16 protein-coding genes are annotated in these 18,644 nt (G+C 61.7%); 6 read left to right on the top strand and 10 right to left on the bottom strand.

Going from position 1 to position 18,644, the window contains the following annotated elements; translation table 11 throughout:
- Window positions 1-75: 75 nt before the first annotated feature.
- Together G6K99_RS09525 and G6K99_RS09520 are read right to left on the bottom strand one after the other, a co-directional pair.
- Window positions 76-315, bottom strand: coding sequence for a hypothetical protein (locus G6K99_RS09525; RefSeq protein ID WP_113110776.1), 240 nt, complete (start codon window positions 313-315; stop codon window positions 76-78).
- Between the two features lie 193 nt (window positions 316-508).
- Entirely contained in the window at window positions 509-859 is a 351-nt protein-coding gene (locus G6K99_RS09520) for a restriction endonuclease (RefSeq protein ID WP_092661059.1), read from the bottom strand.
- Between the two features lie 287 nt (window positions 860-1,146).
- On the opposite strand from G6K99_RS09520, the gene G6K99_RS09515 reads away from it, so the two are divergent.
- Window positions 1,147-2,688, top strand: a complete 1,542-nt coding sequence (locus tag G6K99_RS09515) for a sodium:proton antiporter (RefSeq protein ID WP_092660281.1) — start codon at window positions 1,147-1,149, stop codon at window positions 2,686-2,688.
- Window positions 2,689-2,957: 269 nt separating this feature from the next.
- Here the strand turns inward: G6K99_RS09515 and G6K99_RS09510 are convergent, their stop codons facing one another.
- Window positions 2,958-4,619 carry an alpha-glucosidase family protein gene (locus tag G6K99_RS09510; RefSeq protein WP_174196391.1) on the bottom strand — a complete coding sequence of 554 codons (1,662 nt, stop codon included), beginning with the start codon at window positions 4,617-4,619 and terminating at the stop codon, window positions 2,958-2,960.
- Between the two features lie 156 nt (window positions 4,620-4,775).
- On the opposite strand from G6K99_RS09510, the gene G6K99_RS09505 reads away from it, so the two are divergent.
- Window positions 4,776-5,687, top strand: a complete 912-nt coding sequence (locus G6K99_RS09505; RefSeq protein ID WP_174196390.1) for a sugar kinase — start codon at window positions 4,776-4,778, stop codon at window positions 5,685-5,687.
- On the opposite strand, the gene G6K99_RS09500 is transcribed toward G6K99_RS09505, so the two are convergent.
- The gene (locus G6K99_RS09500) at window positions 5,648-7,693 is read right to left on the bottom strand and encodes an acyltransferase family protein (RefSeq protein WP_174196389.1); all 2,046 of its coding nucleotides are present in this window, start codon (window positions 7,691-7,693) and stop codon (window positions 5,648-5,650) included. The two genes, G6K99_RS09505 and G6K99_RS09500, sit on opposite strands and share 40 nt — an antisense overlap.
- A gap of 191 nt (window positions 7,694-7,884) precedes the next feature.
- Here G6K99_RS09500 and G6K99_RS09495 point away from each other — a divergent pair, with 191 nt between their 5' ends.
- Window positions 7,885-8,919, top strand: a complete 1,035-nt coding sequence (locus G6K99_RS09495; RefSeq protein ID WP_174196388.1) for a glycosyltransferase family 1 protein — start codon at window positions 7,885-7,887, stop codon at window positions 8,917-8,919.
- Window positions 8,920-9,280: 361 nt separating this feature from the next.
- Here the strand turns inward: G6K99_RS09495 and der are convergent, their stop codons facing one another.
- Both der and G6K99_RS09485 read right to left on the bottom strand, forming a co-directional pair.
- Complete coding sequence (gene der, locus G6K99_RS09490; protein ID WP_062455575.1) at window positions 9,281-10,711, bottom strand: ribosome biogenesis GTPase Der; 1,431 nt, start codon at window positions 10,709-10,711, stop codon at window positions 9,281-9,283.
- Between the two features lie 30 nt (window positions 10,712-10,741).
- Entirely contained in the window at window positions 10,742-11,413 is a 672-nt protein-coding gene (locus G6K99_RS09485) for a tetratricopeptide repeat protein (protein ID WP_062455572.1), read from the bottom strand.
- Between the two features lie 215 nt (window positions 11,414-11,628).
- Here G6K99_RS09485 and G6K99_RS09480 point away from each other — a divergent pair, with 215 nt between their 5' ends.
- Both G6K99_RS09480 and G6K99_RS09475 read left to right on the top strand, forming a co-directional pair.
- Window positions 11,629-12,615 (top strand): polysaccharide deacetylase, encoded by a 987-nt coding sequence (locus G6K99_RS09480; RefSeq protein ID WP_174196387.1) that lies wholly within the window; start codon window positions 11,629-11,631, stop codon window positions 12,613-12,615.
- A 76-nt stretch (window positions 12,616-12,691) separates the two neighbouring features.
- Window positions 12,692-13,057: a VanZ family protein gene (locus tag G6K99_RS09475; RefSeq protein WP_174196386.1), complete on the top strand. Its 366-nt coding sequence runs from the start codon at window positions 12,692-12,694 to the stop codon at window positions 13,055-13,057.
- 358 nt (window positions 13,058-13,415) lie between these two features.
- On the opposite strand, the gene sbmA is transcribed toward G6K99_RS09475, so the two are convergent.
- Both sbmA and G6K99_RS09465 read right to left on the bottom strand, forming a co-directional pair.
- Complete coding sequence (gene sbmA, locus G6K99_RS09470) at window positions 13,416-14,693, bottom strand: peptide antibiotic transporter SbmA (protein WP_062455562.1); 1,278 nt, start codon at window positions 14,691-14,693, stop codon at window positions 13,416-13,418.
- A gap of 129 nt (window positions 14,694-14,822) precedes the next feature.
- Complete coding sequence (locus tag G6K99_RS09465) at window positions 14,823-16,010, bottom strand: YbfB/YjiJ family MFS transporter (protein WP_174196385.1); 1,188 nt, start codon at window positions 16,008-16,010, stop codon at window positions 14,823-14,825.
- Window positions 16,011-16,316: 306 nt separating this feature from the next.
- On the opposite strand from G6K99_RS09465, the gene G6K99_RS09460 reads away from it, so the two are divergent.
- Window positions 16,317-16,532, top strand: coding sequence for a hypothetical protein (locus G6K99_RS09460; RefSeq protein ID WP_062455558.1), 216 nt, complete (start codon window positions 16,317-16,319; stop codon window positions 16,530-16,532).
- Between the two features lie 53 nt (window positions 16,533-16,585).
- On the opposite strand, the gene map is transcribed toward G6K99_RS09460, so the two are convergent.
- Complete coding sequence (gene map, locus G6K99_RS09455; RefSeq protein WP_113167190.1) at window positions 16,586-17,344, bottom strand: type I methionyl aminopeptidase; 759 nt, start codon at window positions 17,342-17,344, stop codon at window positions 16,586-16,588.
- 58 nt (window positions 17,345-17,402) lie between these two features.
- Window positions 17,403-18,446: an LLM class flavin-dependent oxidoreductase gene (locus G6K99_RS09450; RefSeq protein WP_174196384.1), complete on the bottom strand. Its 1,044-nt coding sequence runs from the start codon at window positions 18,444-18,446 to the stop codon at window positions 17,403-17,405.
- Window positions 18,447-18,644: the final 198 nt, after the last annotated feature.

Genomic DNA, 18,644 nt, shown 5'->3' with positions numbered 1-18,644 from the left:
TCGCGGGCTTTTTTCTTTGTAACGATGTGAAAACGAGGCTGCCCTCACCATCCAGGCAAAGTCAGGCCCGTCCACTCAGCGCCAGGACGTCCCGTCGGCGCTCGCGCAGCCATAGGGCGGCGGCACCTCGCCGAACGTCGCATGCAGCTTGTCGCAGCCCCATTTGTTCAACGGTCCCGGCAGACGGCTGTTGATCTCGATACCGACCTCGTCATACGCCGAACTCGTGTTCGACACGTAGCTATACCAGCGCTGCCCGATAAACCCGGTCGCTGCGATGAGAACAACCAAAACAACCAAAATAATTCTGCTCATGAAAATCCCTTACGTTTGCCCCGGTCGTAGATAGTCCGGATTAAGACCGCAAGGGTAACCGCTTGTTTTGCCCGGAGAAACCTGTGCGCAGACGATCCAAAGAAGGGAACGACGGCGTCGGCGGACTTCGCCAGCATCTACGCCCACCGCACACTTGATGGCGTCCGATATCAGCCCGGGCCATCGTCTGACTTTAAGCTTTCGGCCCGCGTCCCCGACCCTGTCGCGGCTCCTTCGGCGGAGCCGCATACCCCGGAGGCTTTGTTTTCACCCAGGCAACGAATGTCCGTATCGCCGGGTCTTCAAGGATAGCCTCGATCGTCGAGAACTTCTTGGCGAGCTGGGCATCCGTCAAATTCACATGGATCTGGTCGTGACAGATGCGGTGCAGGCAAACCGTTTCCTTGCCGCCCTTGCTCTTGGGGACAAGATAATGCTTTTCTTGCTGATCCTCCGGGATCACCCGCTCGCACATGGGACAATACACGGGCTCCGGCGCAGCCTCGTCCCATGAAGCCGGTTCATCTCTGTTCTTGCGGGCCATCGGTCCATCACCTGTTGAGCGCTGCCGGCTTTGCATCTCCATCTGGCTGGATCGATGCAAAGCTCTTGCCCCCAGCAGATATCGCGTCCTGCAACCCGGAGCAATGCCGTTCGAAACAGACCTTGGACCTGGAATCGCCCAAATCCCGCTTCCCACGCGGACCCGCCATCACCCTCATCCCGCCCGAAAACCGTTTTCCCTTTCGTCCGCCTGCCCTACATGATGCATCGACGGATGCGCTGTGACGCGCCCGGTCGATCACCCCTGCAGCGAATGACGCCACCCCCATGACCTTTTTCGAAAGCCTGCTCATCCTGATGCTGGTCGCGATCGTGCTGTTGCAGGTGTCGCGGCGGCTCTCCGTGCCCTATCCGTCGATGCTGGCGCTGGCAGGCGTCGCGGTGGCGCTGGTGCCGGGCGCGCCTTACTTCGCGCTCGATCCGGAGATCGCGCTGGCGCTGTTTATCGCGCCGGCCTTGCTCGATGCCGCCTTCGATTTCCCGCTGAATACCGCAAGGCGCTTCTGGCTGCCGCTCGTGGTCTTTGCGCTCGGCGGCGTCGTCGTCACCACGGCGACGGTCGCGGTCGCCGGCTATGTGATGGCCGGCCTGCCGATTGCGGCCGCCATCGTGCTCGGCGCCATCGTCGCGCCGCCGGACGCCGCCGCCTCCACCGCCGTCCTCTCCACCATGTCGGTGCCGCGCACCACCGATGCCATCCTGCGCGGCGAAAGCCTGTTCAACGATGCGGCAGCACTTCTGATCTTTGGAGCAGCCCTTGCGGTCCAGTCGGCCGGCGGGCTTGATCGCGAAGTAACGACCCATCTCGTTCTTGCCGTTCCCGGCGGCATCCTGCTCGGCTGGGTCGCGGCGCTGGTAATCCGCCGCCTGTCGGCCTACGTCACAGGCACGCTTGGTGGCAATCTCCTGCAATTCGTCCAGACCTTCCTTCTGTGGATCCTCGCCGAACATCTGGAACTGTCTGCGGTGCTCGCCATCGTCACCTTCGCCATGACGATCGCCAGCACCAGCGAAAGCCTGTCGTCGGCGCGCATGCGGGTGCAGTCCTACGCGGTCTGGACGGTCGTCGTCTTCGTCCTCAACGTCGTTGCCTTCCTGCTGATGGGCATGCAGGTACGCGACATCTACGCGGACATGGAGGTCGGCCATTTCGCCGAAGCCCTGCTGTTTTCCGCCGTGATCGTCGCCATCGTCATCGCCACCCGCTTCGCGCTCTGCCTCGCCTATAACCGCATCGAAGCCTGGCGGGCACGTCGCGACGGACGCGAGGAACCGGCATCGACCAGACAGGCGATCCTCGCCTCCTGGTGCGGCATGCGCGGCCTCCTCTCGCTTGCCACGGCCTACGCGCTTCCCGCCGATTTCCCCGAACGCGACATGGTCGTGCTGACCGCCTTCGCCGTGGTCATCGCCACGCTCGTCCTGCAGGGCCTGACGCTGTCACCGCTCATCCGCTGGCTCGGCCTCGACCGGCGCCATACCAGCGCGCAGGAACTGTCTGAGATGCGCCGCCGCGTCGTCAAGGCAGGCATCGGCCGCCTCGACGGCGAGACGGGAACAGAAGCCGAAAAACTGCGCGCAAAGCTCACGATGGAACACCAGGCCTTCGACGACCCGGACCGTGCCGCGTCGATGGACACCTACCGCCGACTGGTACTTCTGTTCATCGCCGGACAACGCACCGAACTCGAAAACCTCCGCGCCTCCTACGAGTTGAATGTCGACGAATACAATCTCCTGCTCGAGGAAATCGACTGGCGCGAACTCTCGATCCTCCCCGAAGACGACCGACGGATCGAGGAGATCTGATTGGGGAAAGCGGTGGGGGATCAACGGGCGTTGAACCACCAAAATGTCTTGCTCCCGCACCAATCCACAGGCAACGGCGCCGATAGTTTTGCGCCGACAGTCCCCTACGCTCCCGCATTCCTGTGCTCGTCACAGGAACCCAGCCAGCCCAAGTCCTTGGGCTGAAAGAACCGTCGTCGCCCTACCGACGCGTCGGCAAAATTCCTGTGGCAATCACAGGAAAGAGGGGAAGATTGCCTCCCCCTCCCATCCCACTCACACCTACGCCATCACACCCGCGCGCAGAACACATCCAGCGCATCGAGCTTCACGGCACCCGCTTCCAGCTTCGACACAAACCCCGGAAGATCGACCGGCATCACGTCGCCCATCCGCTTGGGCAGCACGAAGTTTTGCGGCTCGCGGGTCAGGTTGAACACGAACAGCAGCTTCTCACCGCCCTTTTCGCGGACGAAGGCGAGCAGGTCCTGGTTGGTCTCGATAAACGTCATGTCGCCGTCGATCAGCGCATGGTGGTTTTTGCGGAAGGCGAAGGTTTCGCGGTAGTGCTGCAGCACCGAATCCGGCATTGCCTCCTGCGCATCCACCGAACGGCTGGCGTGATCGGCCGGAATGGGCAGCCAGGTCTTGGCGCCCTCGCTGAAGCCCGCATGGGCCTCGCCCGCTTCCCACACCATCGGCGTGCGGCATCCGTCGCGGCCCTTGAAGGCCGGCCAGAAGCGGATGCCGTAGGGGTCGCGCAGATCCTCGTAAGTCAGTTCCGCTTCGCTCAAGCCCAGCTCCTCGCCCTGGTAGAGGCAGATCGAACCGCGCAGCACCGAAATCAACGTTGCAGACAATTTGGCGACGCGGTCCTGCTCGGACGGATCCTCAGTAAAGCGGGTAACATGACGAACCACGTCGTGGTTGGAAAACGCCCAGCACACCCAGCCGTTCACCACCGTATCGAGCACGGTCTGCATCACCTTGCGGATATAGGCGGCAGAAAACGCCGGGCCCAGCAGGTCGAACGTGTAGCACATATGCAGCTTGTCGTCGCCGGTCGTATAGAGCGCCAACGTGTTCAGCGAACGCGGCCCGTCGCCCACTTCGCCCACCGAGGCGCGGTTGTCGTAGCTGTCGAGCAGCGCCCGCAACCGCTTCAGAAAGCCGATATTTTCCGGCTGCGTCTTGTCGTAGAGATGGTTCTGCATCGAATACGGATTGGTATCCGTCTCCATGCCGGCGCCGTCGGTGTCGTAGACCATCGGCGGGTTGCTGCGCAGTTGCTTGTCGTGGAAATAGTAGTTGACGGTATCGAGCCTGAAGCCGTCGACGCCGCGGTCGAGCCAGAAGCGCACCGTATCCAGCATCGCGTCCTGCACATCGGGATTGTGGAAGTTGAGGTCCGGCTGCGAGATCAGGAAGTTGTGCATGTAATACTGCTTGCGCACGCCGTCCCATTCCCAGCCCGGTCCGCCGAAGATCGACAGCCAGTTGGTCGGAGCCGTGCCGTCGGGCTTGGGGTCGGCCCAGACATACCAGTCGGCCTTGGGATTGGTGCGGCTCGAGCGGCTTTCGATAAACCACGGATGCCGATCGGATGTATGCGAAATGACCTGGTCGATGATCACCTTGAGGCCAAGGCGATGGGCCTCTGTCATCATCTCATCGAAATCGGCAAGCGTTCCGAACATCGGGTCGACATTGCAGTAATCGGAAACGTCATAGCCCATGTCGGCCATCGGCGAGGTGAAAAACGGCGACAGCCAGATCGCATCGACGCCGAGCGAAGCCACATGCGGCAGGCGCTGGGTAATCCCCTTGATATCGCCCAGTCCGTCGCCGGTCGTGTCCTGGAAGGATCGCGGATAGATCTGGTAGATCACCGCACCGCGCCACCAGTTGCCGTCAACCTTGCGAGTGGTGTCCCTCGTGGTCTCCAATACCATTCCACAATGCTCCTTCTTGAAAATCGCTCATTCCAACCTTGGTCCCAAACTAGAGCCATGCCATCAAAAGACAACGCGGAAACGAACCGCCACACACTCTTGTCATGGCGGACGCTTCAGCTTATTCGAGCGTCAAACCCATGGGAGGGATGACAATTGGGCGGAAAGCTTCTTTCGATCGGCGAATGCATGGTGGAACTGTCGCAGGCGGGTGAAGGCCTGCTGCGCAAGGGCTTTGCCGGCGATACGTTCAACACGGCCTGGTATGCCCGCGCCTGCCTCTCCAAAGACTGGTCGGTGGATTACCTGACCGCAGTCGGCGACGATCCGATGTCGTCGGATATGCTTGGGATGATGGAGAAAGCCGGCATCGGCACCGGCCTCATCCGCCGCATCCCCGGCAAGACGCCCGGCCTCTACCTGATCACCCTCAAGGATGGCGAGCGCACCTTCAGCTACTGGCGCGACAGCGCTGCCGCGCGCAAGCTCGCAGACGACGCCGAGCACCTGCGCTCGGCAATCGAAACCGCCGACATCATCTATTTCTCCGGCATCACGCTCGGCATCCTGGCACCGGAAGCGGTCGAGACGCTTTTATCGGAACTGCGCCGCGCCAAGGCCGCCGGCAAGACGGTCGCCTTCGATCCGAACCTTCGCCCGCGCCTGTGGGTGAGCCGGGACATCATGCTGAAGACGATCGAGGATGGCGCAAGAGCCGCCACCATCGTTCTCCCAAGCTTCGACGATGAAGCGACCTATTTCGGCGATGCCACGGTGGCCGATACGATCGCCCGCTACCATGGTCTCGGCGTCACGGATGTCGTGGTCAAGAACGGCGCAGAAGGCGCAACCTTCAGCCTGTCGGGCGTGACCGGTCATGCACCGGCCGTCACCACCGGCAAGGTGGTCGACACGACCAGCGCCGGCGACAGTTTCAACGCCGGCTTCCTGTCGAAGTACTTAAGCGGCGCCACACCGCACGAAGCCGCAGCCTACGGCGCCGCAGTCGCCGCCACCGTCATCGGCCATCACGGCGCGCTGATCAGTCCGGAGCTTCTGCCCGGCTGAACCACCGCGACCGGATGTGTCGGCTTGAGCTGGCAGATCCCTTTCGGCTCGCCCACCTTCACGCCAGCCTCGCAACCGTGTTGCGCGGCATCCGTCAGCGCGTCGTAGAGATCGAGCGTCTTACCGAGATGGATCGACCCCAGATGCGAAAAATGCTCGTCGTCGAGGAACAGCGAAACGCCGTCATCCACAACCCGGCAGCTTTTTTCGTCGCAGAGATAATCTTCGAGCGACACGACCGGGAACCGCTTCGAAACGTCCGCCATCAGCCGCTCCACGAGGGCATCATGGGCGCGCTGTTCGTCCCGCTCCATCATGCAGGGCGTGTCTGCAACATCCAGCATGGCGCTTCGCACGACACAGCGGCCGATATCGCGACCATCGCGCGGCGGCGGCGCCATGAACACCGGCCCCAGACCGATCGAGCGCAGCCAGTCGGCAGTCGCCTCGACCTCGGCAAGCATCCGGCCGTAATCCGTCCGCATCGCCTGGCCTTGCGCCGTCATCACCCGGCGGTCAGATCGGAGATAGGTCAGGTACTGCGATCCGAGCACGACGGTGCGCAGCGAGGGCGTCTTTGCAAGATAGGCCTTTACCGCCTCGTTGTGACGAATGCAGTCGAGCGGCCATGACGCGGAATCGTTGAGCGGAATGGGCGCGATGCCGGTTGGAAACGCGCAGCTGTTCTTGTTAAGCTGCACCAGCCCCTCGCCCTGATCGGACGGCGTATCGTGCATGGACGCCGCCAGCCCGTCGACCAGATGCATCGCCAGCGAATCGCCCCAGACCGCCATTTCCGGGCCCTGACCGATCGTGCAGACATCCGGCCGCACTTCGCCGTTGCAGATCTTGCCGATGCCGAGGCTCGGCTCCCCCATGGCTGTAAGCACGGGATCGCGGCCCGGAAAGCCCTGCGCGTTGGTGGTCACGATGCCGAGCACCACCAGCACCGCCGCTAAGGACCCGCTGAGGGAAAACACCAAGCGACGGCCGACCTGCGGCTTCCGGAACGGCTGTTCCACCAGAAAATAGCTTGCGATTGCCAGCGCAAACACGAGCGCCACCAGCAGCCCGTAGGACCAGCCCGGCAGCATGTCCATCGAGCGCAGACGGGCAAAGGCGAACACCGGCTGATGCCAGAGATAGAGGCTGTAGCTGATCAGCCCGATCGCCACCAGCGGCCGAAGCGAAAGCAGCCGTCCGGCAAGATTGCCCGGACCGGCAAAGGCGATCACCAGAAGCGTGCCGACGACCGGCGCCAGCGTCACCGGTCCCGGCCATTTCAGCTCGGATGTCAGGAACAGGCAACTGCCGACGATCAGGATAAGGCCAGCAAGCCCCAGGGCCGATCGGGTCCGCTCAGAGTAACGGGTCGGTATGCCGCCGATCGCCAAAAGCGCGCCTGCGGCAAGTTCCCAGAAACGGGTAAAGGGGAGATAGAAATTCGCGACCGGATCGACCCTTGAAACCGGCCATGCCAGAAACAGGCTGATCAGCGCCAAAATCGCCACGATGCGGAAGATCACCCGCCGCGTCTGCTTGCGCACCATCCACAGAAGCACCGGAAACACCAGATAGAACTGCTCTTCCACCGATAGAGACCACGTATGCAGCAGCGGCTTCAGTTCGGTACTGGGCGAAAAATATCCCGTATTGTCCCAGAGCTCGAAGTTGGAAACCATCAGCAGCGAGTGGAACAGGTCCTTGCCGAAATCGTCCAGTTCCGATGGCAGCATCCACAGTGCCGCAAAGGGCAGACAGGCAATGCACACCACAAGCAGCGCCGGCGCGATGCGCCGCACCCGCCGCTCGTAGAAATTGACGATGCTGAAACGGTCTTTCGCCAGGTCGTTGAGAATGATCGCGGTGATCAGGTAGCCGCTGATGACGAAGAACACGTCGACGCCGACAAAGCCACCCGGCATTAACCCGAGACCGGTGTGGAAGAGGATGACGGGAACGACGGCGATCGCGCGCAGCCCATCGATTTCTGGTCTGTACTGCATGCCGGGGCTCTACCAATCCCGGCCGCGGAAGTCCATTGCTGAGGGGTGCTGCGAGCAGCGTTCGGCTTCGACAATCAAACGTTGAGAGCGCGTCTTCATCGCCCTGTTACAATATTTTCCGATGAAGGAACGGAAAACATGGTCGGCAGCCGCGAGTCGGTTCCGGCATGGCAACGGGGCCGGGTCAAACCATGACAAGGATTACCATTGTAACCGACGCCTGGTATCCACAGGTCAATGGCGTCGTACGTTCGATCGAAAATACCAACCGCGAACTGGCATGCATGGGCATCAAAGTCTCGATGGTGACGCCGCTAGATTTCTCGAGCATCCCCTGCCCGACCTATCCGGAAATCCGCCTTTCGGTCGCAAGCTTCCGCAGCGTCGCCGCGACCATCGAAGGAACTCAGCCATCCGCCGTGCATATTGCAACGGAAGGACCGCTCGGACTTGCGGCCCGCCGCTGGTGCCTGAAGAACGGCATGCCGTTCTCCACCAGTTATCACACGCGTTTTCCGGAATATGTGGCCGCCCGCTTTCCGGTGCCGATCCGGCTGCTCAACGGCTTCGTCCGCTGGTTCCACAATGCCGGCAACGGCTGCATGGTGGCGACCGCGAGCCTTGAGCGCGAACTGCACAAGCTCGGCGTGAAAAATCTTCTGCGCTGGAGCCGCGGCATCGATCAGACGGTGTTTCACCCGGTGGCACTCGAGGCAAAGCCGTTCGACCTGCCTCGTCCGATCTTCATGACGGTCGGCCGAGTCGCCGTGGAGAAAAACCTGCCCGCCTTTCTCGATCTCGATCTGCCGGGCTCCAAGGTGGTGATCGGCGACGGACCTGCCCGCGCCGACCTTCAACGGCGCTACCCACATGTGCTTTTCACGGGAATGAAAACGGGAGAAGACCTGGCACGCGCCTACGCCCAGGCCGACGTGTTCGTCTTCCCGTCCAGAACCGATACGTTCGGCAACACCATTCTCGAGGCGCTGGCAAGCGGCGTCCCGGTCGCGGCCTATCCGGTCATGGGTCCGATCGACATCATCGAACAGGGCTCAGGCGCCGGTGCCCTCAACGAAGACCTGCGGCTTGCCTGCCTGGAAGCACTGACGTGTCGGCGCGAGGACGCAAGTCGCCTTGCCCGCCGCTACACCTGGGAAGCCGCCTCGAAACAGTTTCTCGGCAACGTGCTCAAGGTACAGGGCGTCAAGGCGCTGACTGCGCGATAACCGAATATTGCTGCTGTGGCCGGGGTTCTATGCGCTAGCCTGCATGTCGAACCGGCACGTCCCGCTGATGCCTATCCGCGCCAGATGAAATAGCCGATACCACCAGCACCAAGACCCACGGCAGTCAGCAGACCGAGTACGATCATGAAAAACCTCCCAAAAGGCCGCCCAACGCCCTCCACAGCACCGGGTCGACAAGAAGGAGTGGATCATAAAGACGAACCGAATGCAAGCAGAGCGCGAAATGCCTTAGCGGGCGCTGCGTTCAGCCCACGTTCTGGCTTATATTTCAACCATTTGGCGAAATCGCTCGTGCTGCTGATGATCGACGCTCTGCACTAAACGCGATCATCGAGCAGGTTTATCGCTTCTTGCGGCGGTTTTCGAACGGGTTCTCGCCCGCCTTGAAGTGAATGCGGATCGGCACGCCCGGGATCTGGAAATCGGCGCGCAGGCCGTTGGTCAGATAGCGGATGTAGCTTTCCGGCAGGGCATCGGGACGCGTGCAGGAAATCATGAAGGCCGGCGGGCGGGCCTTGACCTGCGTCATGTATTTGAGCTTCAGGCGACGGCCCGAAACGGCCGGTGGCGGATGCTGAACCTGCGTGCCTTCCAGCCAGCGATTGAGCTTGGCCGTCGAGATGCGCTTGTTCCACACCATGTCGGTGTCGATGATGCTCTGCATCAGCTTGTCGAGCGAATAACCGGTCTGGCCGGAAATCGGCACGGCGCGGATGCCGCGCGCCTGCGGCAGCAGCCGCTCGGTCTTTTCGCGCAGCTCGGCCAGCACCGCCTGCGGCTCTTCGACAAGATCCCACTTGTTGAAGGCGAGCACGGCGGCGCGTCCTTCGCGCAGCACCAGATCGACCAGCTGCAGGTCCTGCTTTTCAAACGGAATGGTCGCATCGAACACGATCACGACCGTCTCGGCAAAGCGGATCGACCGCAGCGCGTCGGCGACGGACAGCTTTTCGAGCTTCTCCTGGACGCGGGCCTTTTTGCGCATGCCGGCCGTGTCGAACATCTTGATCGTGCGGCCGCGCCACTCCCAGTCGACGGAAATGCTGTCGCGGGTAATGCCCGCTTCCGGGCCGGTCAGCAGCCTGTCTTCACCCAGAAAGCGATTGATCAGCGTCGACTTGCCGGCATTCGGACGGCCGATAATGGCAACCCGCAGCGGCTTGGTATCGTCATAGGCAGGCTCGAACTCGTCGTCGGCCTCTTCGCCCAGCACGCTGTCGCGCACGTCGATATCCGTCTCGGCCTCGTCGTCGTCGCCTTCCGGAAACGCCCGGTCTTCGCCGATCGCCTCGACGATCGCGTCGCGCAGATCGATCATGCCCTGGCCGTGTTCGGCAGAAATCGGCACCGGCTCGCCGAGACCCAGCGTATAGGCATCGTAGAAGCCGCCGTCGGAACCCTTGGCTTCGGATTTGTTGGCCACCAGCACGACCGGCTTGCCGCTGCGGCGCAACAGTTCGCCGAACGTCTTGTCGAGCGGCGTCAGGCCGAATTTTGCATCGACCACGAACAGCGTCAGGTCGGCATCCTCGATGGCGAGCTCGGTCTGGGCCCGCATGCGGCCCTCGAGCGTATCGGGACCGACCTCTTCGAGACCGGCCGTATCGATGATGATGAACCTGAGGTCGATCAGCTTGGCATCGCCCGGACGGCGGTCACGGGTAACGCCCGGCGTGTCATCGACGAGCGCGAGCTTCTTGCCGACCAGCCGGTTGAAGAGCGTGGACTTGCCGACATTCGGGCGTCCTACGATGGCGACGGTGAAGCTCATAGTCGTTCCTTGCTGCCCTGTGGCGAAAAATCAGGGCGCCTTGCCGGATGCGGCGATGTTGTCGAGCATGATCTGGGCGCGGTTGGCAACGTTGCGCGGCGCACTGGCATCCTCGGCGATCCGCTGGAACCAGGTCTTGGCTTCCGCCATGTTGCCGGCCTTGTAGGCGGCAAGACCCAATGCTTCGCGGGCGGAATTGGCAAGCGTCTGGCCCTGGTTGGCCATTGCCTGCGCCTGTGCAGACACCTGATCGTAGGTGCCGGCGTCAATCAGCAGCCATGCGGCGCGCAGTTTTGCGAGATCACGGATTGCGGCCGGCGCTGAAGTGTCGCCGCCGATCGCGGTAAAGGTGGAGATGGCAGCGCCGGTATCGCCCTTGGCGGCCTGGACCGAGCCTGCGCGCATCTTGGCGAGAACCGGATAGGCGCCGGAGCCATCCTTTTCGATCGCAGACAGCGCTGCCAGCGCTTCATCGTTCTTGCCCTTCGAGGCCAGATCGAGCGCCGCGATGAACCGGTCACCCGACTGCGACGAACCGTGGTTTTCCCAGTATTCGTACCCGCGCCAGCCGGCCGTGCCGAGGACGACAAGAACGGCAACACCGATCAGGATACGGCTGTAGCGCTTCCACACATACTGCAACTGGTCGGAACGAAGTTCTTCGTTGACCTCACGGAAAAAGCTGTCGTCGTTCTGCGCCATGATCACTCCGGCCTTGCTGGGGCCCCATCCATCTAAAGAGCGCCTAATAGCTTATTTTGCTAAGGATGTAAGGCCCCTCACGCAATTCTCAAACAAGCTTGTTGATGCAAGGAGCCTTGGTCCCTTCTATCATATCCCAATTCAAAGCTTCGCCTTAATCCGGGCGCAGGGAAATTCGCCTCGATTCTCCCCTTTGGACACAGTACCGGGTTGCCATGCGTTTGCTCTTTTCCTCCATCGCCCTTTGCCTCTGCCTCGCCTCCCCGGCGTTGAGCGCAGACGAGCGGCCGAAACAGTTGCTGATCGTCTCCTTCGATGGCGCCGGTCCCAACCACCTTTGGCAGCGCAGCCGCGATTTTGCGAGGGCCAACAACGCCCACTTCACCTACTTCCTGTCCTGCACCCTGCTGATCCCGCGCGCCGAGCGGTCGAGCTATCAGGGACCGGGCCACAAGCCCGGCCGCTCCAATATCGGTTTTGCCCAGACGAAAGACGAAGCGCGCGAACGGCTCTCCCACATCTGGCAGGCGCATCAGGAAGGCCACGACATTTCCAGCCACACCTGCGGCCACTTCGACGGCAAGGACTGGTCCGCGGCAGACTGGAGCGCCGAGATGACGACCTTCTCGCGCGTGCTCGGCAATGCCTGGACCGCGGTCGGTGCTGGCGACAGCGAACCCGACGGCTGGAAGGATTTCGTGGCGAACGACATCCATGGTTTCCGCGCCCCCTATTTCGCCACCAGTGCCGGCATGACTGTCGCCGAGAAAAAAGCGGGCTTTACCTATGATGCAAGCCTTGTCACCAAGGGGCCGATGATGCCGGAAGAGGAGGACGGGCTGATCCGCTTCGGCCTGCCGCTCATTCCCGAAGGCCCGTCGCAGCGGCCGATCATCGCCATGGACTACAATCTCTTCATCCGCCATTCCGGCGGCATCGACAATCCCAGCCAGTCGTCCACCTTCGAGGATCGCGCCTATTCCGCATTCCGCGCCGCCTTCGACCGGGAATATGATGGCGACCGTATTCCCCTGCAGCTCGGCTTTCACTTCGTCGAGATGAACGGCGGCGCCTATTGGCGGGCGGTGGAGCGGCTGGTCTCGGAAGTCTGCCACAGGGATGATGTCGCCTGCGTCAGCTATTCCCAGGCCATTGCCATGATCGCGGAGCGCGCCAAGTCCAAGGCAACCTCCGGCCTGTAGCAATCTGCCGCTACGCCGTTAACCGCGGGCACCGATTCAATTTTCGCAATGCAGCACAATTCGGTATGACACCCTGATGACAAACCGCCTTCTCGCAAATCCGGCCAGAACCATGGCCTGGCTGGCGCTCGCCGCTGTCGTCTTCGTGACAATCTCGCCGATCGACCTGCGGCCGCACGACCTCCTGCCCGTGGAAGTCGACCGGGCGGCGGCCTTTGCGGTAATGGCTTTTCTCTTCGTCGCCGCCTATCCGCGCCAGTGGATATTCTGCGCGGTTCTGCTCTTGATCGGTGCTGGCGGCATCGAGATGCTGCAGCTCCTGTCGCCCTCCCGGCATGCCCATATGGATGACGCACTGGTCAAGGCTGCGGGCGCCGCCATCGGCTGCCTTGCCGGCTGGACGCTGAACCAGATGCGGTTCCGCCGCAAAGCTGTCGCCTAAAGGCGTCCGAAAAATCCGCTAATGCACGTTATCTCCGTTTAAAACCAACGGATTATCGTTTTCCTGAGAAACGCTCGTCCTCACACAGTCGTGCCGGGCGATAATGATTGCGTCATCGGGCGGGAAACCGGGTTCGCGAACCGGCATCACCAAAAGGTTCGAAAGAACCGGTTCCGATGATGGCCGTGACGGTTTTCGGCATCCCGAAAATCATCGGAAACGGTCCCGGCAGGCGGAAGCCTGAACTACAAAATACCCTTATTGCGCCGCCTGCCCTTCCCCTGAACGAGAAACCGCGCCGGACTAGGCACCCGGCGCGGCCAAAACTGCTGTCCAATATCTGGAAGCCTCGAGCCGATCAGGTCGGCTTGTTCGCCGCCATCTCCCCGCCTTCCGCTTCACGCACCAGATAGTTCCGGTCGATCTCCGGCAGCGGCTCGCCATCGATCGCCGCCTCGAAGGCCTTGAGGCGCTTGTGGATCGATAGAAGCTCGATGATCGTGGTCCAGGAATTGACCAGATACTGGAACGAGTTCGACACCTGCCCGAAGGCCGTGGCGATCTGCTGGTAGATACCATAGGTAATCTTGCCGGCGACGATGGTTGGAACCAGCATGAACAGCAGGAAAAGCCCGTCCGCCTGGATGTAGAAATAGCGGGCGACGTTGAAATAGAGGTAATGCCAGTACATGCGGAAATAGTTCTTCCGCACATTCCCGTAGAGTTCTCTGACCGTCGCAGGCTGGGCGCGATCGGCATGGTCCTCGCCGTAAACAAGTTCCTTGCGGTAGGCGGCTTCAACGCGCTGATTGCGGAAATTCAACCCCGGAAGCTTGACGCCGACAGTTGCCAGAAGAACGGTACCAAAGGTTGCCCAGAAGATCGCCAACCAGAACAGCGCATGCGGTATCTGCCCGATAATCGGCAGTTCCGTCACGTAGCTCGACAGTCCGAACAGGATCGGCAGGAAGACGATCAGGGTCATCACGGAATTGATCAGCGTGATGCCAAGGCCTTCCAGCGTCGCGGAGAACCGCATCGTATCTTCCTGGACACGCTGCGATGCGCCTTCGATATGGCGCAACTGCTCCCATTTCGACATGTAGAAGTCGTTCATCGCCGTGCGCCAGCGAAAGATGTAGTGGCTGGTGAAGAAATCCGTGAGGATCGATACGGCCATGCTGAGGAAAGCCACCTGCGCGAAGATCAGCATCAGACTGTAGAAGTCCCATGCCGTCGTCCCCGGCTTGCCCTGCAGGGCGTTCATCAGCGTATCACCGAAAGGACGGCGCCAGTTGTTGATGACGACGGTCACCTGCACGCCGAAATAGGTGACGGCGACGATCAACAGGGATCCCCACACCGACCAGCCGATCCACGGATTGTAGCGATCGATGAAACTCCATGCGGCGCCGAACAACAGCATGCAGATTGCAAAATAGGCATAGAAAAAGACATTGGACGGCATCAGGAAGAAGGTGAGGTCATATGGTTCCACCGCCCCCTCCGGCGCGCCGAAGCCAAGACTGTCGCCGATACCGGCAAAAACAAAATACCAGGCGAGGACAGCGACAAACGCAAATGCGATCGCCGAAAGGAAAAACAGTTTTGGTCGGGGAAAGAAGGAGTGGAACACGGAGCGCGCGCTTTCCTGAGTTCGATTCTAGGATGATGTCGGGGTGGACGATGTGGCCGGAAACTAAGGCAGTTCCAAGGGAGCGGCAATGGCTCCCCACCATTGTTACATAAATGTAAGCATCAGCCCTCAGTCGTCCCGTCGAGGCACATACCGGATCAGCGGCAATGCCAGCCCGACGCACACGACAAGGGCACCGGCTGCAATCAGCGACGGTAGCGTGAAACTGCCGCTCCGCTCCGCTATAAACCCCGCCACGAGCGGCCCGACGATCTGGCCGGTGCCGAAGGCGGCGGTCATGAAGGCAAAGGCGCGGCGCGGGCTTTGCGGCGCAAGCTGGCGGCCGAGCTGCAGCCCGTAGGCGGTAACGACCATGAATGTTGCCCCAAGCAGCAACCCGCCGAACAGCGCACCTGGAACCGCAGGCAGTATCACCGAGCCGAGCACGCCGAGCCACAGCAACGCGATGGCGGCGCAATAGGCGGCCCCGAGCCCCAGCCGCCTGACGAAGGGCTGCCAGGCAAACAGCGAAACCGCCGCCGCACATCCCGTGACGAACCAGGCCAGAAACTCGACCACCGACCCGGCATTGCCCATCCGCGCAATCGCGACAAGAAAGGTGGCTGTGATCACGTAACCGAAGCCGAACAGGCCATAGGACAGCGTTATCAGCACAAGCGGACGGTTCCAGACGAGCCTGGGCTCGGCAGGCGCCCGCGTCTCCCCGGCCGGCCGCGGCAATCCGCGCGACACGAGGAGGAAGACAAGGAGCGCGATCGCCGCACCCGCAAACCAGTTGATCCGCCACCCGTGCGCCGCATCACCCGCCACCGTGTTGACGATGAAGGCAAGCGCCGAAGACAGCGCGATGCCGGCGCCCACGCCACCGTAATGCAGCATGCCGACAGTCGGACGGCCCGCCGCATGCGGCAGCACCACGGCCGAGGTGAAGATCATCGAAAACGCACTCGCAAGCCCGGCGAGAAAACGGATCACCACAAACACCGTGACCGATGTCGAAAGACCCATGGCAGCGAGAAGAACCGCTGTCGCCAGCAATCCTCCGAGCGCCACCTGCCGCTCGCGACCTGACGCCCAGGCATAGGCCGAAAGCACGGCACCGGCCAGATAACCCGCAAAGTTACCGGCTGCAATCGTGCCCGCGTCGGCAGCCGAGATCGGGATGCCCGCGATCATCCCCGGCAGCACCGGTGTATAGAAGAACCGGCCGAACCCCATCGCCGCCGCCATAGCGACGCCGCCGGACACGCCGATCATAAGGGGGGCTCGAAGCTGAGGCGTAGAGATCTGCAACATGTCGCCTTATCCCAGCGGCGGTTGCGCTGCACAATGAAGAAATTGTCATCGCTGCGATGACGAGCGCTGATGGGTGGTCGGGCAGTCTCAACTTCGGGTCACCTGCAATCCCATTCCCGACACCACAAATCACGACTTCTGTCGCTTTGCTGACACGAATGACGGGCATTATATGAAGGTCGACAGGGGCTCCGGTGATTCGGATGTCCCGGCCGGCGTTCATTTTAGGAAATCTACGCATCGTACCCTTCGAATGCCGTTTCAGGTGTTCGGATCGATTTTGTAGGGATGATGGAGTTTATATTGATGAACCAGGATCTTACCCGTTCGGACGTGATGTCCGACCCTTTGATCTCGCAGCTGCGCGAGGCCGACCAGATCGGCAACGCGGCGTTTGCCCAGTTGCTCGAAAGCGCTGCCCGTCGCCAGACCAGCCTGATGATGGACAAGCTCAATCAGGAGCGCGCCGACGCTTTCTATCGCAGGCTAGATATCGTCTGCAGCAAACACAAGAAAAGCTGATCGGATCGACCCGGCCGACTCTTCGGCCGGTCTGCTGACAGAGCTAGGATAGCCTAGTCTGCCAGCGTCAGGATCAGCGGCCCGTTGCGCGTCACCACGATCGTGTGTTCGAACTGCACGGTCGGCGCCTTGGGTTCACTGTAGAGCGTCCACGGATCGCTCTTGTCGTCGCCGTCTTCGGCCCATTCGCCGCCGAGAGACAGGAACGGCTCGATGGTAAACACCAGCCCCTCCTCCATGATACGGCTTTCCTGCGGATCCGGCCATGTCGGCACTTCACCCGGCTCCTCGTGCAGCGAGCGGCCGATGCCGTGGCTGGAAAGATTGGTGATCAGCGTATAGCGGTTCTTCTTGGCAAACGCCCCGATCGCGTTGCCGATGCCGGCAATCGGCTTTCCCGTCTTCACCTGCTGCAACCCGGTCCACAGCGCCCGCTTGCCGTCGCGGCACAGCTTTTCGACCTCGCGCTTGACCGGCGGCACGCAGAATGACGCGCCGGTATCGCCGTAAAATCCATCCTTGAGCGCCGAAACGTCGATATTGACGAGATCGCCAGCCGCAATCGCCCGGTCGCCGGGAATTCCGTGCGCCACTTCCTCGTTGACGGAAATGCAGGTCGCGCCCGGAAACTGGTAGTCATGCTCGGGTGCCGACTGCGCGCCACTGTCTTCCAGAAGCTTGCGGCCGATCGCATCCAGTTCGCGGGTGGTGATCCCGGGCTCGAGCGCCTTGCCCATCAGATCCACCGCACGGGCGCAGAGCCTGCCGATCTCCTTGAGCTTTGCAAGCTCGTCTTCGTTCGAAATGATCATCCGTCCCGCGCGTCCACTCTCTGTAAGGTCGCCGGTTTCGCGCCAACGACCCGGCCCGTCAAATGCTTTTTGGGCTCCCGATCTCTTTTCTGACGATCGGCGCCACTTTCGTGCCGTAGAGTTCAATGCCGCGCATGATCTGATCATGCGGCATCAGGCCGATCGCCATCTGCAGCATGAAACGGCTCATGCCGAACACCGTGTGGGCAGCGATGATCTTTTCCGCCACCAGCTCCGGCTCGCCGACAAAGAGATTGCCGATCGGACCACGGGCCTGGTCGAAATGCGCCCGGTTGGTCGGCCCCCAGCCGCGCTCGCGACCGATCCGGTCCATCACAGAAGCCTGCGGCCCGTAGAACTGCTGGGCAGCCATATCGGTCGTGTCGGCGATGAAACCATGGACAGCGATGCTGGTTGGCAGAGCGGCGGCATCGTGCCCGGCCCGCGTCGCCGCCTCGCGGTAAAGCTTGAAGAACGGCGCAAAGCGCGGATATTCCCCGCCGATGATGGCGACCGCAAGCGGCAGGCCCATGGCCCCTGCCCGCGCCACAGACTGCGGCGTACCGCCGACCGCGATCCACACCGGCATCTGGTTCTGCAACGGCCGCGGATAGACGCCACGGCCATTGATCGGCGCCCGCTTTTCGCCCTGCCAGGTCACGATCTCGTTGTCGCGAAGCGCCAGCAGAAGATCGAGCTTTTCCGAAAACAGGTCGTCGTAATCGCCAAGGTCGTAGCCGAACAGCGGGAAGGATTCGATGAACGAGCCTCGCCCGGCCATGATCTCGGCCCGCCCGCCGGAGATGAGGTCGACCGTCGCAAATTCCTGAAACACCCGCACCGGGTCTTCCGACGACAGAACCGTGACCGCACTCGTCAGCCGGATGTTTTTGGTGCGCACGGCCGCCGCCGCAAGCACCGTCGCCGGCGACGATATCACATAGTCGGCCCGGTGATGTTCGCCGAGCCCGAACACGTCGAGCCCCACCTGGTCGGCAAGCTCGATCTCTTCCAGAAGGTTCGTCACCCGCCGTGCCGCCTCCCCACCCTTGTTGAGCGCGGTCGGGTCGAGATCACCGAAAGTGTAAAGGCCGAGTTCCATCGTCAGAAGATATCCGGTTGCTGATGCCAGTCACATAGTCACCGGACAGACATCCCGCAAACCGGATTTTCTCGAACGGTTCGTTCGATTGAGTGGATAGGCAAAAAGGAATCCGTTTTCAGACAGTTGGATCCTAGAGCGGATTCACATCGTCAGCCGCACCGTGTTCGGACTCAGGACACGAGCGATAGGGCCCAA

Source organism: Neorhizobium sp. AL 9.2.2 (assembly GCF_013317225.1).
Classification (GTDB): domain Bacteria; phylum Pseudomonadota; class Alphaproteobacteria; order Rhizobiales; family Rhizobiaceae; genus Neorhizobium; species Neorhizobium soli.
Note: the sequence above shows the minus strand (reverse complement) of the source record. Positions and strands in the feature narration are given on the sequence as shown.

Coding starts and splice junctions, on each gene's coding strand:
- G6K99_RS09525 (WP_113110776.1), bottom strand. CDS start 315: ATGAGCAGAATTATTTTGGTTGTTTTGGTTGTTCTCATCGCAGCGACC.
- G6K99_RS09520 (WP_092661059.1), bottom strand. CDS start 859: ATGGCCCGCAAGAACAGAGATGAACCGGCTTCATGGGACGAGGCTGCG.
- G6K99_RS09515 (WP_092660281.1), top strand. CDS start 1,147: ATGACCTTTTTCGAAAGCCTGCTCATCCTGATGCTGGTCGCGATCGTG.
- G6K99_RS09510 (WP_174196391.1), bottom strand. CDS start 4,619: ATGGTATTGGAGACCACGAGGGACACCACTCGCAAGGTTGACGGCAAC.
- G6K99_RS09500 (WP_174196389.1), bottom strand. CDS start 7,693: ATGCAGTACAGACCAGAAATCGATGGGCTGCGCGCGATCGCCGTCGTT.
- G6K99_RS09495 (WP_174196388.1), top strand. CDS start 7,885: ATGACAAGGATTACCATTGTAACCGACGCCTGGTATCCACAGGTCAAT.
- der (WP_062455575.1), bottom strand. CDS start 10,711: ATGAGCTTCACCGTCGCCATCGTAGGACGCCCGAATGTCGGCAAGTCC.
- G6K99_RS09485 (WP_062455572.1), bottom strand. CDS start 11,413: ATGGCGCAGAACGACGACAGCTTTTTCCGTGAGGTCAACGAAGAACTT.
- G6K99_RS09480 (WP_174196387.1), top strand. CDS start 11,629: ATGCGTTTGCTCTTTTCCTCCATCGCCCTTTGCCTCTGCCTCGCCTCC.
- G6K99_RS09475 (WP_174196386.1), top strand. CDS start 12,692: ATGACAAACCGCCTTCTCGCAAATCCGGCCAGAACCATGGCCTGGCTG.
- G6K99_RS09465 (WP_174196385.1), bottom strand. CDS start 16,010: ATGTTGCAGATCTCTACGCCTCAGCTTCGAGCCCCCCTTATGATCGGC.
- G6K99_RS09460 (WP_062455558.1), top strand. CDS start 16,317: ATGAACCAGGATCTTACCCGTTCGGACGTGATGTCCGACCCTTTGATC.
- map (WP_113167190.1), bottom strand. CDS start 17,344: ATGATCATTTCGAACGAAGACGAGCTTGCAAAGCTCAAGGAGATCGGC.
- G6K99_RS09450 (WP_174196384.1), bottom strand. CDS start 18,446: ATGGAACTCGGCCTTTACACTTTCGGTGATCTCGACCCGACCGCGCTC.